General features: G+C 43.0%; 13 protein-coding genes. 8 read left to right on the top strand and 5 right to left on the bottom strand.

The window, feature by feature from the left end; all coding sequences use genetic code 11:
* The first annotated feature begins 354 nt into the window (after positions 1–354).
* The 5 genes from Q4561_RS08695 to Q4561_RS08675 all read left to right on the top strand — a co-directional run bounded on the left by Q4561_RS08695 (position 355) and on the right by Q4561_RS08675 (position 8,411).
* On the top strand, positions 355–705 hold the full coding sequence (locus Q4561_RS08695; protein ID WP_303459248.1) for a Grx4 family monothiol glutaredoxin: 351 nt from the start codon (positions 355–357) through the stop codon (positions 703–705).
* A 293-nt stretch (positions 706–998) separates the two neighbouring features.
* The gene (locus Q4561_RS08690) at positions 999–3,560 is read left to right on the top strand and encodes a TonB-dependent siderophore receptor (protein WP_303459245.1); all 2,562 of its coding nucleotides are present in this window, start codon (positions 999–1,001) and stop codon (positions 3,558–3,560) included.
* A 147-nt stretch (positions 3,561–3,707) separates the two neighbouring features.
* Entirely contained in the window at positions 3,708–4,268 is a 561-nt protein-coding gene (locus tag Q4561_RS08685) for an RNA polymerase sigma factor (protein WP_303459242.1), read from the top strand.
* A gap of 1 nt (position 4,269) precedes the next feature.
* Positions 4,270–5,346, top strand: coding sequence for a FecR family protein (locus Q4561_RS08680; protein ID WP_303459240.1), 1,077 nt, complete (start codon positions 4,270–4,272; stop codon positions 5,344–5,346).
* A 143-nt stretch (positions 5,347–5,489) separates the two neighbouring features.
* On the top strand, positions 5,490–8,411 hold the full coding sequence (locus Q4561_RS08675) for a TonB-dependent receptor (protein ID WP_303459418.1): 2,922 nt from the start codon (positions 5,490–5,492) through the stop codon (positions 8,409–8,411).
* Positions 8,412–8,535: 124 nt separating this feature from the next.
* Here Q4561_RS08675 and Q4561_RS08670 read toward each other — a convergent pair whose 3' ends face one another.
* On the bottom strand, positions 8,536–8,730 hold the full coding sequence (locus Q4561_RS08670) for a (2Fe-2S)-binding protein (RefSeq protein WP_303459239.1): 195 nt from the start codon (positions 8,728–8,730) through the stop codon (positions 8,536–8,538).
* Positions 8,731–9,083: 353 nt separating this feature from the next.
* Complete coding sequence (rnt, locus tag Q4561_RS08665; RefSeq protein ID WP_303459236.1) at positions 9,084–9,740, bottom strand: ribonuclease T; 657 nt, start codon at positions 9,738–9,740, stop codon at positions 9,084–9,086.
* A gap of 317 nt (positions 9,741–10,057) precedes the next feature.
* On the opposite strand from rnt, the gene Q4561_RS08660 reads away from it, so the two are divergent.
* Positions 10,058–10,864: an OmpA family protein gene (locus tag Q4561_RS08660; RefSeq protein WP_303459415.1), complete on the top strand. Its 807-nt coding sequence runs from the start codon at positions 10,058–10,060 to the stop codon at positions 10,862–10,864.
* A gap of 147 nt (positions 10,865–11,011) precedes the next feature.
* On the opposite strand, the gene glpQ is transcribed toward Q4561_RS08660, so the two are convergent.
* The 3 genes from glpQ to Q4561_RS08645 all read right to left on the bottom strand — a co-directional run bounded on the left by glpQ (position 11,012) and on the right by Q4561_RS08645 (position 12,893).
* The gene (gene glpQ / locus Q4561_RS08655; RefSeq protein WP_303459233.1) at positions 11,012–12,046 is read right to left on the bottom strand and encodes a glycerophosphodiester phosphodiesterase; all 1,035 of its coding nucleotides are present in this window, start codon (positions 12,044–12,046) and stop codon (positions 11,012–11,014) included.
* Between the two features lie 50 nt (positions 12,047–12,096).
* On the bottom strand, positions 12,097–12,483 hold the full coding sequence (gene gloA / locus Q4561_RS08650; RefSeq protein WP_303459230.1) for a lactoylglutathione lyase: 387 nt from the start codon (positions 12,481–12,483) through the stop codon (positions 12,097–12,099).
* 281 nt (positions 12,484–12,764) lie between these two features.
* A complete protein-coding gene (locus Q4561_RS08645; RefSeq protein ID WP_303459228.1) occupies positions 12,765–12,893 on the bottom strand; it encodes a hypothetical protein in 129 nt (42 codons plus the stop codon).
* A gap of 522 nt (positions 12,894–13,415) precedes the next feature.
* Between Q4561_RS08645 and Q4561_RS08640 the strand changes: the two genes are divergently transcribed.
* Positions 13,416–13,628 carry a cold-shock protein gene (locus Q4561_RS08640; RefSeq protein WP_013784966.1) on the top strand — a complete coding sequence of 71 codons (213 nt, stop codon included), beginning with the start codon at positions 13,416–13,418 and terminating at the stop codon, positions 13,626–13,628.
* Between the two features lie 542 nt (positions 13,629–14,170).
* Entirely contained in the window at positions 14,171–15,883 is a 1,713-nt protein-coding gene (locus tag Q4561_RS08635) for a diguanylate cyclase (protein WP_303459226.1), read from the top strand.
* The last annotated feature ends 231 nt before the right edge of the window (positions 15,884–16,114 follow it).

The raw sequence follows: 16,114 nt of genomic DNA, 5'->3' as shown, positions 1-16,114 counted from the left end.
TATATACCTAAAACAGTGATGCATAGCATTTGCTTTAAACACGAGAAAAACGTGTGTTCTTATACTAAAAAGGGTTCTTATACTAAATAATAACAAGGCGAGATATAAGATCACTTTTCCCATGTCAATACTATTAGGCTATATGAGATTAGGCTATATGAGATTAGGCTATATGAGATTAGGCTATATGAGATTAACGCTGTCTACAATCAGCCTTAGTACTCGAAGTAATATATTTCATTAATTCAGCACGTCGGGGTATAAACCCCAAACCGAAACTATGTTAATCTTACCCTTGAATTCTACACGCTCATTCCCACTTATAGGGAATAACTTTTCCGCTGAGAGGACCTGATGGATAATACTGAAGCACAATCCACCGTAGACAGAATTAAGCAACAAATTGATGAAAACCCAATTCTTTTATATATGAAGGGTTCTCCTAAATTGCCAAGTTGTGGTTTTTCTTCACAAGCATCACAGGCACTAATGGGCTGTGGTGAACCGTTTGCGTATGTAGACATTTTGCAAAACCCAGATATTCGCGCTGAACTTCCAAAGTATGCGAACTGGCCAACATTCCCACAACTATGGGTAGACGGCGAGTTGGTAGGTGGTTGTGATATCATTATGGAAATGTTTCAACAGAACGAATTACAGCCGTTAATTAAAGAAACTGCTGAAAAACACAAGACTGAAGAATAAGATTAGAAAGCCGGCGATTAGCCGGCTTTTTTGATTAAAAACCCGCAAAATCCCACCACTTTCAATTCCCGTAAATACTAATAGACAGGCCAGAAAACAAAATCCTCTATGGTCTGAAAATAAATAATTATTTTGTGCAAAAACGTTTGTTTTATAAGAGTTTACATCTTATAAAAAACGGGTGCTGACAAGTATATGGTCAGTGTTAAAGGTATAAAATAACTATCACTCGCTGCACTTATTACCTTCATGAAAGCGTAAAAGTGACAGGGGGAACATCCCGGGAAACCACTATGAATACATCTCTGTCTTTATTGACTAAACACGTTCGAGGCGTACTTGCTGCGTCAGCGGCATTTTCTGTTATGGCTATTGCGCCAGTACATGCCCAAGAAGCGCAAGATGCAGCAGAAGCTAGTGCTGAAGATTATGAGCAAATCGCCATCGTAGGTTCTCGTGCAGCGCCTCGCTCTGTTGCCGAATCTGCTGTGCCTATCGATATTATCTCTGATGAAGAATTTAAAAATCAGGGTGCTACCGACGTTGTTTCTATGATGCAAACGGTTGTTCCGTCGTTTAACGTTAACGACCAACCGATAAACGATGCATCAACCCTAGTTCGCCCCGCTAACTTACGTGGTATGGCATCAGATCACACCCTTGTACTAGTAAACGGCAAGCGTCGTCACCGTTCAGCGGTAATCACTTTCCTAGGTGGTGGTTTGTCGGATGGAGCACAAGGCCCAGATATTTCTGTTATCCCAGCAGCGGCGCTAAAGCAAATTGAAGTATTACGAGATGGTGCTGCAGCACAATACGGTTCAGATGCAATCGCTGGTGTTATCAACTTTGTATTAAACGATGCTTCAGAAGGCGGCTCATTCGAAGCTCGCTACGGCTCGTACTATGAAGGCGACGGTGACATGATTCAGTTGTCTGGTAATATTGGTATGCCTCTATCTGATAAAGGCTTTATTAACCTTTCTGCTGAATACCGTACTGCCGATGATACTTCTAGAAGTATTCAGCGTGATGATGCGGCTGCGCTAGTAGATGCTGGTAATACATTTGTTGCAGACCCTGCGCAAATTTGGGGTTCACCTGAAATTAAGCACGACTATAAACTTTTCGCCAACTTAGGGTTAGAGCTAAGTGACACAGCAGAAGCCTATATGTTTGGTAACTACGCTGAGCGTGAAGTGGAAGGTGGTTTCTACTACCGTAACCCACATACTCGTGGCGGTGTTTACGCGGCTGATGACGGTTCTTTGTTGGTAGGTGACTTAACCGACGACCTTTCAGGTAACTGTCCTACTGACATCATGCCTGGCGACAACGTATTAACCAACGAACGTTACATTAACGAAGTGGCTAATAACCCAGACTGTTTTGCATTCAACGAAATTCTACCAGGTGGTTTTACACCGCGCTTCGGTGGAACGGTTACCGACATGTCATTGGTATTCGGAACTCGTGGTGAGCTAGCAAACGACGTTACCTATGACGTAAGTTTGAACTTGGGTGAAAACGAAGTTGATTTTGTTATCAGCAACACTATCAACCCATCATTAGGTCCCGATACACCCTTCGAGTTTAGCCCTGGTCGTTACACGCAGTCAGAGCAAACCCTTGACGTAGATTTCACTAAACCTTTCGAAATTGGCTTATATGAGCCGTTGTTTGTAGCAAGTGGTTTCCAATACCGTCATGAAAGCTATGAGAGTTTTGCCGGTGATAACGCATCTTATGAAATTGGTCCATTGGCCTCACAAGGCTTTGGTATCGGTTCTAATGGTTTCCCTGGTTTAGCAGCAAACAGCCAAGGCCTAGTGTCTCGTCATAACATTGCTTTCTACATTGATGCAGAAGCGTACATCACTGAAACCTTCATGTTAGCGGGTGCTATTCGTTACGAAGATTACTCAGACTTTGGTGATACTACCAAAGGTAAAGTGGCGTTCCGCTGGCAAGCACTTGAAAACATCGCGTTCCGTGGTGCGTTCTCAACAGGCTTTAAAGCGCCTACATTGGGTCAAAGTAACGTACGCAACGTAACGACAGCGTTTGGTACAGACGGCCGACTAATTGACCGTGCTACGCTTCCACCTACCGATCCAGTTTCGCAGCTTAAAGGTGGTGAACAGCTTACACCTGAAGAATCTGAAAGTATTACATTTGGTGTAGTAGCAGACTTTGATAACGGATTATTCATCACTGCTGATTACTACAACATTGAGTTGACGGATCGAATCAGTACTGCTTCAGGTATTGCACTTACCGATGAAGATATTGCGACTTTGCTTGACCAAGGCATTAGCGATGCATCTAGTTTCACTGAAATTAGCTTCTTCACGAATGACTTCGATACCACAACAGAAGGTCTTGATGTTGTAGCAAACTACAGCATGGATATGTTCGAAGGTGAAACTAAGTTCTCACTCGCGTACAACTGGACGTCTACTACGGTAGATAGAGCGTCTGATAATATTTCAGCCGAACGTGTTCGTATGTTAGAAGATAACCTTCCAGCAGTTCGCTACAGTGCAACAGCTAACCATACCAATGGTGACTGGCGCTTCCTAGCTCGCCTTAACTATTTCGGTAGCATCTATGAAGATCACTTAGATTCAGCGTTACCTATTGATAAAGTAGGGTCAGAATTTACGGTTGATTTGGAAATGGCTTATAACTTCACAGAAGAGCTGACCGTTACCGTAGGTGCGAAAAACGCACTTGATGAGTACCCAGATGAAAACACGCAGTATGCAGGTATTGCAGGTTCATTGTATCCGACTACGTCTCCCATCGGCATCAATGGCGGTTTCTATTACCTGAGAGGGGTATACACTTTCTAAAAACGGAAACCAGGTAAAAGGAGGCGTTCGCCTCCTTTTATTTCTTTAGATGCCAAAAATATAAGAATTCACCGTGCATGAAGGCCAATTAATTGGCATGATGGTGAAACTACTGTAAGCAATTTGAAACACCTTTAAAATATTAATATGACCAGAAAGTCGACAGTCACCGAATCCTTCTTAAAATATCGCGGAAAGCTAATGCGCGCGGTAAGTTCCATTGTGGGTGCCGACGACATAGAGGATATCGTTCAGGAAGCTTTCATTAAAAGTTATGAAGCTGAAATGAATCAAGAGATTCGTTTTGAACGCACTTACATGCTGAAAACAGCACGTAACCTAGCATTAAACCATATTGCCAGAGCTGAAAATAAAAATAACCAGCCTATTGATGATATGGATATTTTACCCCACGAATTGGTGGGTTATAGCCTAGAAAAAAATGTAGAAAGTAAGGAACGTTTCATCCACTTTTGCCGAGCGACAGATACCTTGTCTGCGGATGTTAAACGGGTTTTTCTACTTAAGAAAGTATATGGCATGCGCCAAAAAGACATCGCGGAACTCGTTGGTTTAAGCGAAAGTACGGTGGAAAAGCATGTCGCAAAAGGATTAATGTTGTGCTCGAAATATTTAGCCGAGCTATCTAAAGATGATGCACCTGTGCGTACATCTGGTAATGCGACTCAGGACATAAGCCGTAGTTAACATGAACAATATTCGTCAGTTTTCCAGTAAAGAAGATATCCAAGAGCAGGCCTGCTTATGGATAAGCCGTCTCGATCGCGAACTCAGCGATGACGAAAAAGCCCAATTAGATGTGTGGCTTGCCGAAAGCCCCAATCACCGCAAAGCGCTGATGGAAGCCGCAAGCTTGTGGGACGATATGTCAGTGCTTAACGAATTAAGTGGCTTGTTCCCTCATTATCAAAACAAAACCGAAACCAAAGCCCATAATCGCAATAAGCGACGGGTGGGTATCGTTACTCAAACTCGCATGAGCGTGGCTGCTGCATTTTTAGTTATGGCCATTGCGATAGGTGTTGTGGTTGACCGTGTATGGCTCGAAGAGCCAGATGTGGTCGCACATGTGGCTGAAAAAATCGAAACCGGTATTGGCGAGCAAAAAAACCTCGTACTCTCCGATGGTTCAACATTGCTGCTGAACACAAACTCACGAGTTACCGTCGATTTTTCTGACAAAGTTCGAAATATCGTATTACTAAAAGGCGAAGCGCACTTTGAAGTAGCCCACGATACTACGCGACCTTTCACCGTTACTGCGGGTAACAATACAGTTACGGCAGTAGGTACAGCATTCAATATGCAATACGTTGACGACAATGCGTTTGAGCTGGTAGTCACAGACGGAAAAGTACTGGTTAAAGACAGGTTTAGTGCCTTTAGCGGCAACCAATCATTATTTTCCAAAGCACCTGTAGCTGGGGAAGGGCAATTAATGTTTGCGGGTGAAAAGGCTACGATTAAGGGCGATGTTGATGCGCGGGAAAGTTTATCGCAAGACGATATTGACGACGACTTAGCATGGCAGCAAGGCATGATAGTATTTAAAGGTGAGCGCTTAGAAGCTGTGCTTGCTGAAATTGGCCGTTACACTCAAGTACATTTTCAGATTTCTGATGAATCACTTAAGAGTCGCCGGGTGGCTGGATACTTTAAAGTAGGTGATATTGATGGCTTGCTTGCAGCGCTAAAAAACAGCTTTAATATTGATTACGAAAAAGTGTCTGATACCAGTATTCAATTATCGGTTGCTCGCGGGTAGGGGCAGCTTAAGCAAGCGTATTACTTGGCATAAGCTTAACTATTGTGACAATATAATAATATAAATAATAAGTACGATTTCTCATCTTGCATCTTTTGCGTTCGGTCAAATTTTCTCGTGTAGTAGTGCGTACCGTTAATAGTATGCGCCATGCTAGCATTTGCCTTGTGTTAACCTCATGCGTTGGTTTTATTGAGCGAGCATCTGCGCAAGAATCAACCGCTACGCCATCCGACTCTGAACCCCCAACAGCTTTTCAATTTTCAATTCCTGCCCAGGATGCCGACGACGCACTGACAGAATTAGCCAAGCAGGCAAACACCACACTGCTTTTCCCTTTCGATTTGGCTCAAACTGTTAAGACCAACTCATTAGAAGGTAGCTTTACCCTTAACGAAGCGCTATCAAAATTGCTCGCTGGAACTGAACTTGCAGTAATTACAGACAGCGCAGGGCAAGTTAGCATTCGTTCTCGAAGCGATATAACCGCCAAAGATACGCTTGTTGATAACGAAGAAAAGGTTCAAGAAGAAGACACCAGCAATGCTCTTGAACGTATAGCGGTAGTAGGCACTAGAAGCTCTCCACGTAGTGTGGTCGAGTCGCCTGTGCCGTTAGATATTATTGGTTCTGAATCTTTGCGCTCTCAAGGCAACAGCGATGCGTTGTCGATGCTGAGTACCATGGTGCCTTCTTTAAACGTCAACGATCAGCCCATTAACGATGCCACCAGTTTAGTGCGACCAGCCAATTTACGCGGCATGGCATCAGATCACACCTTATTGCTCGTAAATGGTAAGCGTAGACATCGCTCGGCGGTGATCACTTTTCTTGGCGGTGGCTTATCTGACGGCGCTCAGGGGCCAGATATTTCAGTTATCCCCGCATATGCCTTAAAACAAATTGAAGTACTCCGGGATGGGGCTGCCGCGCAATATGGCTCAGATGCAATTGCCGGCGTCATTAACTTCGTACTAGACGACAGTGATTCAGGTGGCAGCATTGCGCTTAAAACCGGGACCTATTCAGAAGGTGATGGTGAGCTATTTCAGTTACAAGCGAATAAAGGGTTTAGTTTAGGGGAAAACGGATTTTTAAATGCCACAGTGGAATATAGGCAGCAGCAAGGCACATCTCGTTCGGTACAACGTGATGATGCACAAGGGCTTATTGATGCGGGAAATACTTTTATAGCTAGCCCAGCCCAGATTTGGGGTGCCTTAGACGTTAACGAAGATATAAAGATGTCGGTAAATGCAGGGTGGGAGATTGCGCCAAACTATGAAGGTTATGCGTTAGCCACCTACGCACATCGAGAAATAAGCGGCGGTTTTTACTATCGTAACCCCCAAACTCGGGAAGGTGTTTTTTCTAACACAAACGAGGAAACGGGCGAAAGCCGTTTACTGGTTGGGGACTTAGACGGTATAGGGCAGGGGATTAGTTGCCCCACCATTTTCCTTGATAATTCGAATGTATTAGATAACCCAGATTATTTGCGTATTGCCGATAACACCACAGCACTTGGTGCGAACTGCTTTGCCTTTAACGAGTGGTTTCCTGGCGGTTTCACCCCACAGTTTGGCGGCACGATTACCGATGCCTCAGTGTTTGCGGGGCTAAAAACCGAGCTAGATAGTGGCTGGGCAATGGATTTAAGCGCCAGTGTTGGCTACTCAGATATCGCTTACCGATTATCGGGCACCGTTAATCCTTCACTCGGGCCAGATTCGCCGCTTTCTTTTTCTCCTGGCTCAGTTAGCCAAGTGGAGCGCACGTTTAATCTCGATTTTGCGAAGCTATTTCAAACTGTGTTCGAAGAGCCAGTGAGTATTGCTCTAGGTGCAGAATGGCGCAGAGAAACATACTTTCAGAAATCTGGTGATGAGGGATCTTATGCGGCGGGGCCTTTGGCTTTCGAACCTAGTACGGGGGCGTCTCAAGGGTTTAGTATTGGCTCGAATGGTTTTCCAGGTTACCAGCCGCAATCATCGGGGCACTGGAGCAGAAGTAACTGGGCGGTATACATAGATCTTGAGTTTTTTATTAGTGAAGCATGGCAGTTTGGTGTCGCTACTCGGGTTGAGCACTTCACCGATTTTGGCTCTACCTTTGATGGCAAGCTAAGTACGCGATATAAGGTTAATAACTTATTTGCCCTTCGAGGCTCTATAAACACTGGCTTTAAAGCGCCAACGGTGGGGCAGAGTAATGTGATTAATGTCACCACGGCTTACAGTGCTAATGGATTAGAAGACCAAGCGACACTTCCTCCCACTGATTTGATATCACAACAGCTAGGTGCAACACCGCTTACTCCAGAAGAGTCGGTTAACTTTAGTTTAGGTGTGGTGATGCACGTAAGTGATACCTTTTTCGCTACCCTCGATTATTTCAATATTCGTCTAATGGACAGAATAAGTACCACATCTGCTATTCCCCTTACCGAGGCGGACATTCAAGTACTTAGCGCGAATGGGCGAGACGATGCGGCGAAATACAATGCCGCCAAATTTTTCACCAATGACTTTGATACCCAAACCCAAGGTGTCGATTTAGTGGTTCACTATGACTTTATGGTACGAGATTGGAAACAAACACTGCTACTTGCGTACAATTGGACAGACACACAAGTAGAGCGGGTGACCTTGTACCCCACCATGGTTGATGGTGAGATAACCTTAATGCCAAATCTCACTCCCCAGCGTATTAGAATGCTAGAAGACAACTTACCTGCGCACAGAGGCAGTTTAACGTTGGAGCAATATATTGGAGATTTCAATTTTACGTGGCGGGCAAACTATTACGGCAAATACTACGAAGACCATTTAGATGCTTCAGCGGGCATGGATATTTTTGGTAGTGATACGTTAACCGCAGACGCACAAGTGGCATGGCACCTTTCGCCATCTCTGCGCTTCACGTTAGGCGCACAAAACCTATTCGATGCAAAGCCAGACATTAATCCGTTTAGTGGGGAAGTGGGATCTTTATATCCGCCTACATCACCTGGAGGCATTAATGGTGCTTTCTATTATTTGGGTTTGGAATACAGCGTAGACTGATTAGTAATGTGAGCACATAAGCTAGCGTAGTTAGAATGTTTTGACTGAAACTATGAGGAATTGCTGGGATAGAAGAATTACTGGGGTAAAAGACCTGAGTGGATACAATAAAAGAGAGTCGAGATTAACCCACGTCTTTAAACATAGCGTCATCGATAATAGTCTGATCGATAATTTGTTGTGTCATTTGAATGCATTTGCCACACTGTGAACCAATTTCCATGTGTTCACGCAATTCACGCATGTTACCTACGCCATTGCCTTGCACTGCGGCGCGTATGCTTTTATCGGTAACGCCGTAACACATACATACAAACATAAAACACTCCAAATAAGTCTGTAAATGATAATAATTGCTATTTCATTGTAATGCAAGTGAGATTTAGTCGTATTCACATCGAATGAATCAGTTTGAAAGGTTGGCATTGGTACGATGAGCGGAATATGAATGTATAACTTGGTGCTTAACGCTTGTTATTAAAGACAATGTGCCTATAAAGAACAAATAGAAAGCGCTATGGTTGTAAAACTATGGGGAAGCCACGAATAAAGTAATCAATTCAACAACCGACAATACACGCAGCAACATAACCCACAATTCAAGCGATAAAAAAATTAACAAAACAATCAACAAAATAAACAAAAACAGCGCCAATTGGCGCTGTTTTCATATCAAAAAGACAGATCAGGATCACTAGGTTGATCAGCCAATGGCCAACCACCTAATGCTTTGTAGCGATTCACCATAAAGCAAAACAGCTCTGTTGTTTTTTGCGCATCGTATAGGGCGCTGTGGGCTTCTTTCTGATCGAACTCAATACCCGCCGCGCGGCAGGCTTTAACCAATACGGTTTGACCTAAGGTTAAACCTGCAAGGCTGGTGGTATCAAACGACACGAACGGATGGAATGGCGTGCGCTTAATGTTGCAACGTGTGATGGCCGCATTCACAAAGCTTTGATCGAAGGTGGCGTTATGCGCCACAATCACTGAACGTTGGCAATCCGCATCTTTTTGTGCTTTTCGAATACCTTTGCACAACGACTTCATTGCCTCACTTTCTTCAATAGCGCCACGCAATGCACAGTGCGGGTCAATACCGTTAAATTCTAATGCAGCAGGTTCTAAATTAGCGCCTTCGAAAGGGTCTACATGGTAATGAAATGTTTGATCGGGATAAATTAGCCCATCTTCTTCCATCTTTACGGTTACGGCTGCAATTTCAAGTAAGGCGTCGGTACCTGCGTTGAAACCTGCGGTTTCGACATCTATAACAACAGGAAAATAGCCTCTAAAACGATGAGGAAGGGAATGGTGCAACTCAGACATAGTTTCTCTTAGCAGGTTCTTTGGTTACGTAACACAGCTGTATCAACATAAAAATGCTACGGAAAGTGCTGAGATTATGGCAAGGATAATCCGCGGTATCCAGCCTGATTTTCATAGTTGGGCCCCAGAACGCTGAATTGATGACAAAATTGCTGGTATTAATGGTACAGAAAGCTAAACTTTTCTACACTAAGGACGATACATTCAGTAAGCGCCTTTCGTTAGGTATTGGTTTTATCAGTTGAATGGGTACAGTTGTGAAGCGTAAATTCGGTTTACTTATTCCGTTGTTTTTTTCTACGGTCGCAAGCGGCGCTATGCGTCAATATTCTGCGACCGTGGAAACCTCGAACTGGGAGGTGGTTGATGCATCGCGCTTGCAGTGTACCTTGAACCACCCTTTACCTGGTTACGGCGATGCCATGTTTACTAGCGTGGCGTCAAAGCGGCTTAATATGGAATTTGAGCTAGATATGTATTTGCTGCCTAATCATTTCGATGTGGCTGCCGTTTATTCTGTGCCACCGAAGTGGATGCCGGGCGTAGCGCCAAAAACAATTGCCGATATGACTTTGCGTAAGCAGTATAGCGGCGACCTTCCTCAAGATGCAGCATGGACCATGCTAAGTGAGCTGGAAAAAGGGTTCTGGCCCACTATTTATTATCAAGACTGGTACAACGAATACGATAAAGTAAGTGTAGCGTTAAACGCCAGCAATTTTTCGATGGTGTATCGAGACTTCGCAAAATGTGTATCTAATTTACTGCCCTTTAATTTTGATGACATTGCTTACACCGTGCTGTCTTATCAAAAAAATAGCACTGAGTTGACCAAGTATTCACAGAAACGCCTGACTATGATTGGCGAATACCTTAAAGAAGATAGCGAGCTAGAGTTAGTCTTGCTTGATGGCTATACCGACAGTTATGGTGGGCGATGGAACAATGAACAGCTTTCAATACGCCGTGCCAATGAAGTAAAAAGCTATCTGACTACCATTGGCGTACCCGATGATCGAATTCAATTAACCGGTCACGGCGAAAAACGCCATATCGCGAATAACGATACCCGAGAGTCGCGAGCGCAAAATAGAAGGGTTGTGGTGCGGTTATCTAAAACCTAATGAGGTTGTTCATTGGTATGGAACAAACAATCCAATACAAAAAAGCGGCTTAGTAGCCGCTTTTTTGTTGAGTAAGTAAGTTGTGGTGTATTTTTGCCGCCAACCGCCAACCGCCAACCGCCAACCGCCAACCGTATTCACAATCCATTATTCACTTTGGGCTTCAAGCCACGCTTTTACAGGTGGAACATGATCGGTAAATACGCCGTCCACTTTTACTACATGTTTAAGGGTATTCAGAAGTTGTGTTTCTGTCATGCCTGGCGGTAGGGCATCTTGGCGAAAGGTGTAAGGGTGAATAACAAAACCTTCATTATGAGCGAATTCAACCCAAGCTGCGGGTACTACTTTTCCTGCTGTCATAGCTTGTTCGTCCAGCAATTGACCTAACCAAGGGCCTAAGCCATCAGCATAGTTAGCCACGACTTTCATACCAGCCTCACTTTTAACCCAGTTGTAGTCGGTGGTTGATTCACCCCAACTGTTTTCGCCCATAAGCAGTACGACTTTACCGGCATAGTTTAGCTCGGTTCTAATGCGCTTTATTTCATTGAAGTCGAAACACTGCAAGTAACTATTCGCATCTTTATTGGATAGATTAAATCGGGTTAGTGATGCAATCACAATTTGGCTTGCATCTACCCCTTGCTCAGCATGCCAGGCTGGTGATTTTACTTCTGTATAGACGCCCACATCGGTATTGAATTCTCGATTAAGTTGGGTGATGAGTTCGTAATGCTCTTCTAATGTGGCAACCGTAAAATTAGCAATGTTGCCTGTATAGCGCTTAGTGAAAACTTGTTCGCCGTTATTATTCGCTCGTTCATGAACTTGCAGGGTACGAAGCTCTGCTAGTGTGAAATCTAAAGCGTAAAAGCGACCATCTTCACGGGCACGATTTGGAAAAACCTGCTCTACATTGGTGACGGTTTCCAAATGAATATCGTGCAATACTACAGCAATGCCGTCTTTAGTAATAACCGCATCTTGCTCAATAAAGTCAGGGCCCATGGCAAACGCTAGCGTTGCGGCTTCAAGAGTATGCTCAGGCAGATACCCTGAAGCGCCCCTATGAGCAATAACATCAAAGTTTTTTGCAAATAGCACTGGGCTGGTGAAAATCGAGAAAAATATCGAGCTAAATACCGATAATATAAGTAAGGCGTGACGAAGTTTTAGCATGGTAGGGCAATATCCTTATTAATAGGGCCGCTGTATTTATTAAAAGAGATTTATTGTTTTGTTTGAATCAATTCGATGGCGTAGCCGTCTGGGTCTTTTACAAAAGCGATAATAGTTGAACCGCCTTTTACTGGGCCAGGTTTGCGATACACATCACAGCCATTTCGCTCTAAATTGTCACAAAACTGATAAATATCGTCTACTTCGATAGCAATGTGACCGTAGGCTGTCCCTTTTTCGTAAGTGTTGTCACCCCAGTTATAAGTAAGTTCAAGTACGGTGGTATCAGTTTCATCGCCATAACCCACAAAAGCCAGTGTATATTCATAAGTTTGGTTTTCGGATTTTCTTAGCAGCTTCATGCCCATTAGGTGGGTATAAAAGTGCAGCGACGCATCAAGATTTTCAACACGTAGCATGGTATGTAGCATTCTCATTCGATTCTCCCCGTCCATGTTAAGAACGTAATATATATCAGTTTACTATATTTATATGAAAGGAATGAGACACTAAGGCGCAAATACAATGGCTGCAAGCGCCTATCGTTAAACGGTGAGCAAAAAAGGGTAACTAGAACCTCCACATTCCAATATTGTTTATTTTAAGACGTCGAGGTTGTTGCAACAAATAAACGAGCATATCCGCGAGTTCATCGCTCTGAATTAGCTCAGCATCTTAGTCATCACTTGGTGCTTTTTGAGATTGATTAGGTGCAGGGTTAAGTGAATGCACATATGGCAACCTTCATGTTTTCTTGTAACAACCGCAGGGTTAAAGATTTACCCAGCCCTTTTCCACCGCGAGTAACAACTGCCACTTTGTCGCGTAATGAATAATGTTGTGACATAAAAGCCTCATATGAATATTTTAAATATAGGTGCGCTATCGTTTTAAGAGCCTAGCTAATAAAGTTAGCTATTCCTATTAACATACGCATGTAAGCCGTTACCCGGCATGGAGTCAGTTGTTGGGATTAAACGGGGCGAGAGAGTGTGTGGCGGTGCTATATATGGTGGTGCTATATGTGCTGATAGGTTTAATGGGCGAGTTAGAGGGCTATTTATTAATAGAGAGGCGAGAGGAGGAAGTAATGTTTCACCTCTAAAGGCGTAGTGAATACAGTGACATATAACAATGGCCCTTTAAATAAGTAAAATAAATTAGAGATAGCGGTAGACTTACCTGACTGAAAGATGTACATTGTGCCCGCTTTAGATAATTAAAAGCTTTTTCTACTACTGCGTTGTACCCTTTTATTCTTCAGTTTTATCGAAGTTTTAATAGATATACATTTGCGTTACTAGTAAGTTAAATCTATTGCTATCCGGTGATTTTTCACCAATTACTTCAAATATATAAGGTTACAAACATGTCTGATACAGTAAACGGCACAGTTAAATGGTTCAACGAAGATAAAGGTTTTGGTTTTCTTACTCAAGACGGTGGCGGTAAAGACGTATTCGTACATTTCCGTTCAATCGCTTCTGACGGATTCAAAACTCTTTCTGAAGGCCAAGCGGTAAGCTTCAGTGTAGAACAAGGTCAAAAAGGCCTTCAAGCTGCAAACGTTGTTGTTCTTTAAGTAGAACTTTAAAATACAACGACAAAAGGCTAAGTTTCTACTTAGCCTTTTTTAATTCTGCAGTACTAATATTTTTATTTATTTTTGGTTTGATAAGAACAGAATTTTGAAAGGAATTTTAAAACGAATAAAAAACTAGCAACATTATTATACAAAGAAAAATTAAATGTCTCATACTATTAACGGCGCTTCGCTCCGTACACTTCCCCCTATTTCGACAATCTCAGTAAATAACTTCAACGTTGTTTTTACCGATACAGAGTGTCAAAAGTCAGTTCAATTTCACAACAACAAAGATACTAAAGTATTTTTACGTTGGTTACTTAATACCACCGTCGAGAGTATCTACGCTTAGCCAAATAGCTAAGTGAAGCGAAGTCTAAATTGCTTTAAGATCAACCGCGTTGCTATTGCCTAGTAGAGTATTGCGTAAATAAAATAAACAAATGTTTATTGTTATGTATACTAATTATGCAGGTTTCTGCTAGGAGCTGAATAGCCAACGGTCGTGTTGCTCTTTAACCTGCAGAGAAGGTCTGACTTTGCTTTCCTATATTCATATTGGTGTTTTATATTTTTTCCTTTTGCTAGTGGCAGCCCCTGTATTTGGTAAGCAGGCTATTGTATTAGTAGATGGGAAAAGTACTGTCGTTGATGCTAATTTGTGGCATCAACTAGATGAAACTGTTGATGCATCAACAGTCGAATCATTAAATGCTCACAAGAGCATTGAAGAGGTTTTTGAAAATGCCTCTAATCAATACTCCTCTTATGAAAAGCCCTCTTTCGAAAAAGCACCGGTGATGCCAACCCTAGGTGGAACATCAGGAAGTTACTTTACTAAAGTCACTTTCGATATTGCACGACAAGGGCAGTATTTTGTCATAGTAAATGCAAATTTTATTGATGTCGGCTTAGCCTCATATACCACAAGCAATCAGCCTGCCCCTAGGTTGCAAGTATTCTCTCAGTCAGATGATGATGCCACGCCGCCTTTGCTTCACTTTCAAGCCATTTCCCTGCATACGTCTACTGACGATGAGCGTGTGGAATTATGGTTAGTGATCGGCGCTAAACAATTTCCTACACCTGTTTCTGTCACCATCTTAGATGAAGAGCACTTCTATCGATTCCAGAAAGTAAACAACGGTATTTCATTGGCGGGAATTACAGCAATGCTTATTTTGGCATTACTCGCCGTGCTTATTTACACAGGAACGAGAAAGCGTGTGGCCATAACCTGTGCAGGCTACTTAGGCTTTCATGGTGTTGGGTGGACGGCAGCCTCAGGCATGTTAAGTGATATTGCCACGCTTTCGGTTAACTCTAGCTACTGGGGAATTTTACTTTTTCCTTTTGCCATAGCATGCGCAGCCCAATTTGTGTCTGATTTATTTGAATGTAAAACTAAGCATAAAAAACTGTTTAAATTTTTGAATGGATTGGGCGTGGTGAGCTTGGTACTAGGGATATCCATGTGGTTTTTGCCATTCACCCTTGCGTATTTGTTATCTCATCTCCTGGCTATGCTGTGGATAGTTACCACCATTGCCGTGGGGGTGGGGATGATTAAGCAGCGTGATTTCCGAGCTAAGTATTTTTTAGCTGGTAATCTGCTTTATAGTCTGTCACTTGGTTACTATATTGCCGCCCACAGCCAATATTTGGGAGAGCTGCCATACCCTGAGTCTATCGTCATATTTGCGCTGTCGTTAGACTGTTTATGCATTTTGTTGTGTTTAACTGAATGGTTTAAATTAAAGCAGAAAGAGTTCAATCGAAACCAATACATGTCACGAATTGATTCAATGACGCAGCTAGGAAACAGATTCTCCTTGTCTGAGTGTGTTCAGCAATTGGCTGACTATTACGTTGTTGTTTACATCGATTTGGATGGGTTGAAGAGAATTAATGATGAACACGGCCACGATGAAGGGGACAAACTGATTATTAAAACGGCGAGTCTGCTACAACAGTCATTTTATGCAATAGGAGACGTCTTCCGTTCTGGAGGCGATGAATTTGTGGGCGTACTACAAGCTCCTTCGGCCATGGCCACGCAAGATGTTGCCGAGAAAGCATTGGCACTTATGTCTGAGGTGTCTAATGATCTTGGTAAGCAGTGGAGTGATGCGGGCGTTAGCTTTGGTATTGCAACAAGCCTTGAAACTAGTATGCCAGCAGAATGCATATCATTGGCAGATAAACGCATGTATCAACACAAAGCTAAATCGAAGCATCCGCGCTCTGGCTAGGCGCTCAGTGGAAAACGCTTAGCCTCTGTAAATAATATGATTTCGCTTTTGGTTTCAGTGGCAGCTAGTTAAAGCGCCTAGCGTAAAGAGCCAAGCTATATGGGATCATTTCAATTTAGCATTAGGCTTTAAACAGTTTCGATTACAGCTTTCACCATCACAGTGTACCTTATCAAGGCTTCTTTGAAGTTTTACGGTGGTGCTTAGCGTAAAAAAAAGCGGCAATCATCA

The sequence above is a fragment of the Alteromonas sp. 1_MG-2023 genome (assembly GCF_030547075.1).
GTDB lineage: Bacteria > Pseudomonadota > Gammaproteobacteria > Enterobacterales > Alteromonadaceae > Alteromonas.
The sequence above is the reverse complement of the archived record's forward strand: the minus strand, read 5'-3'. Positions and strand labels throughout refer to the sequence as shown.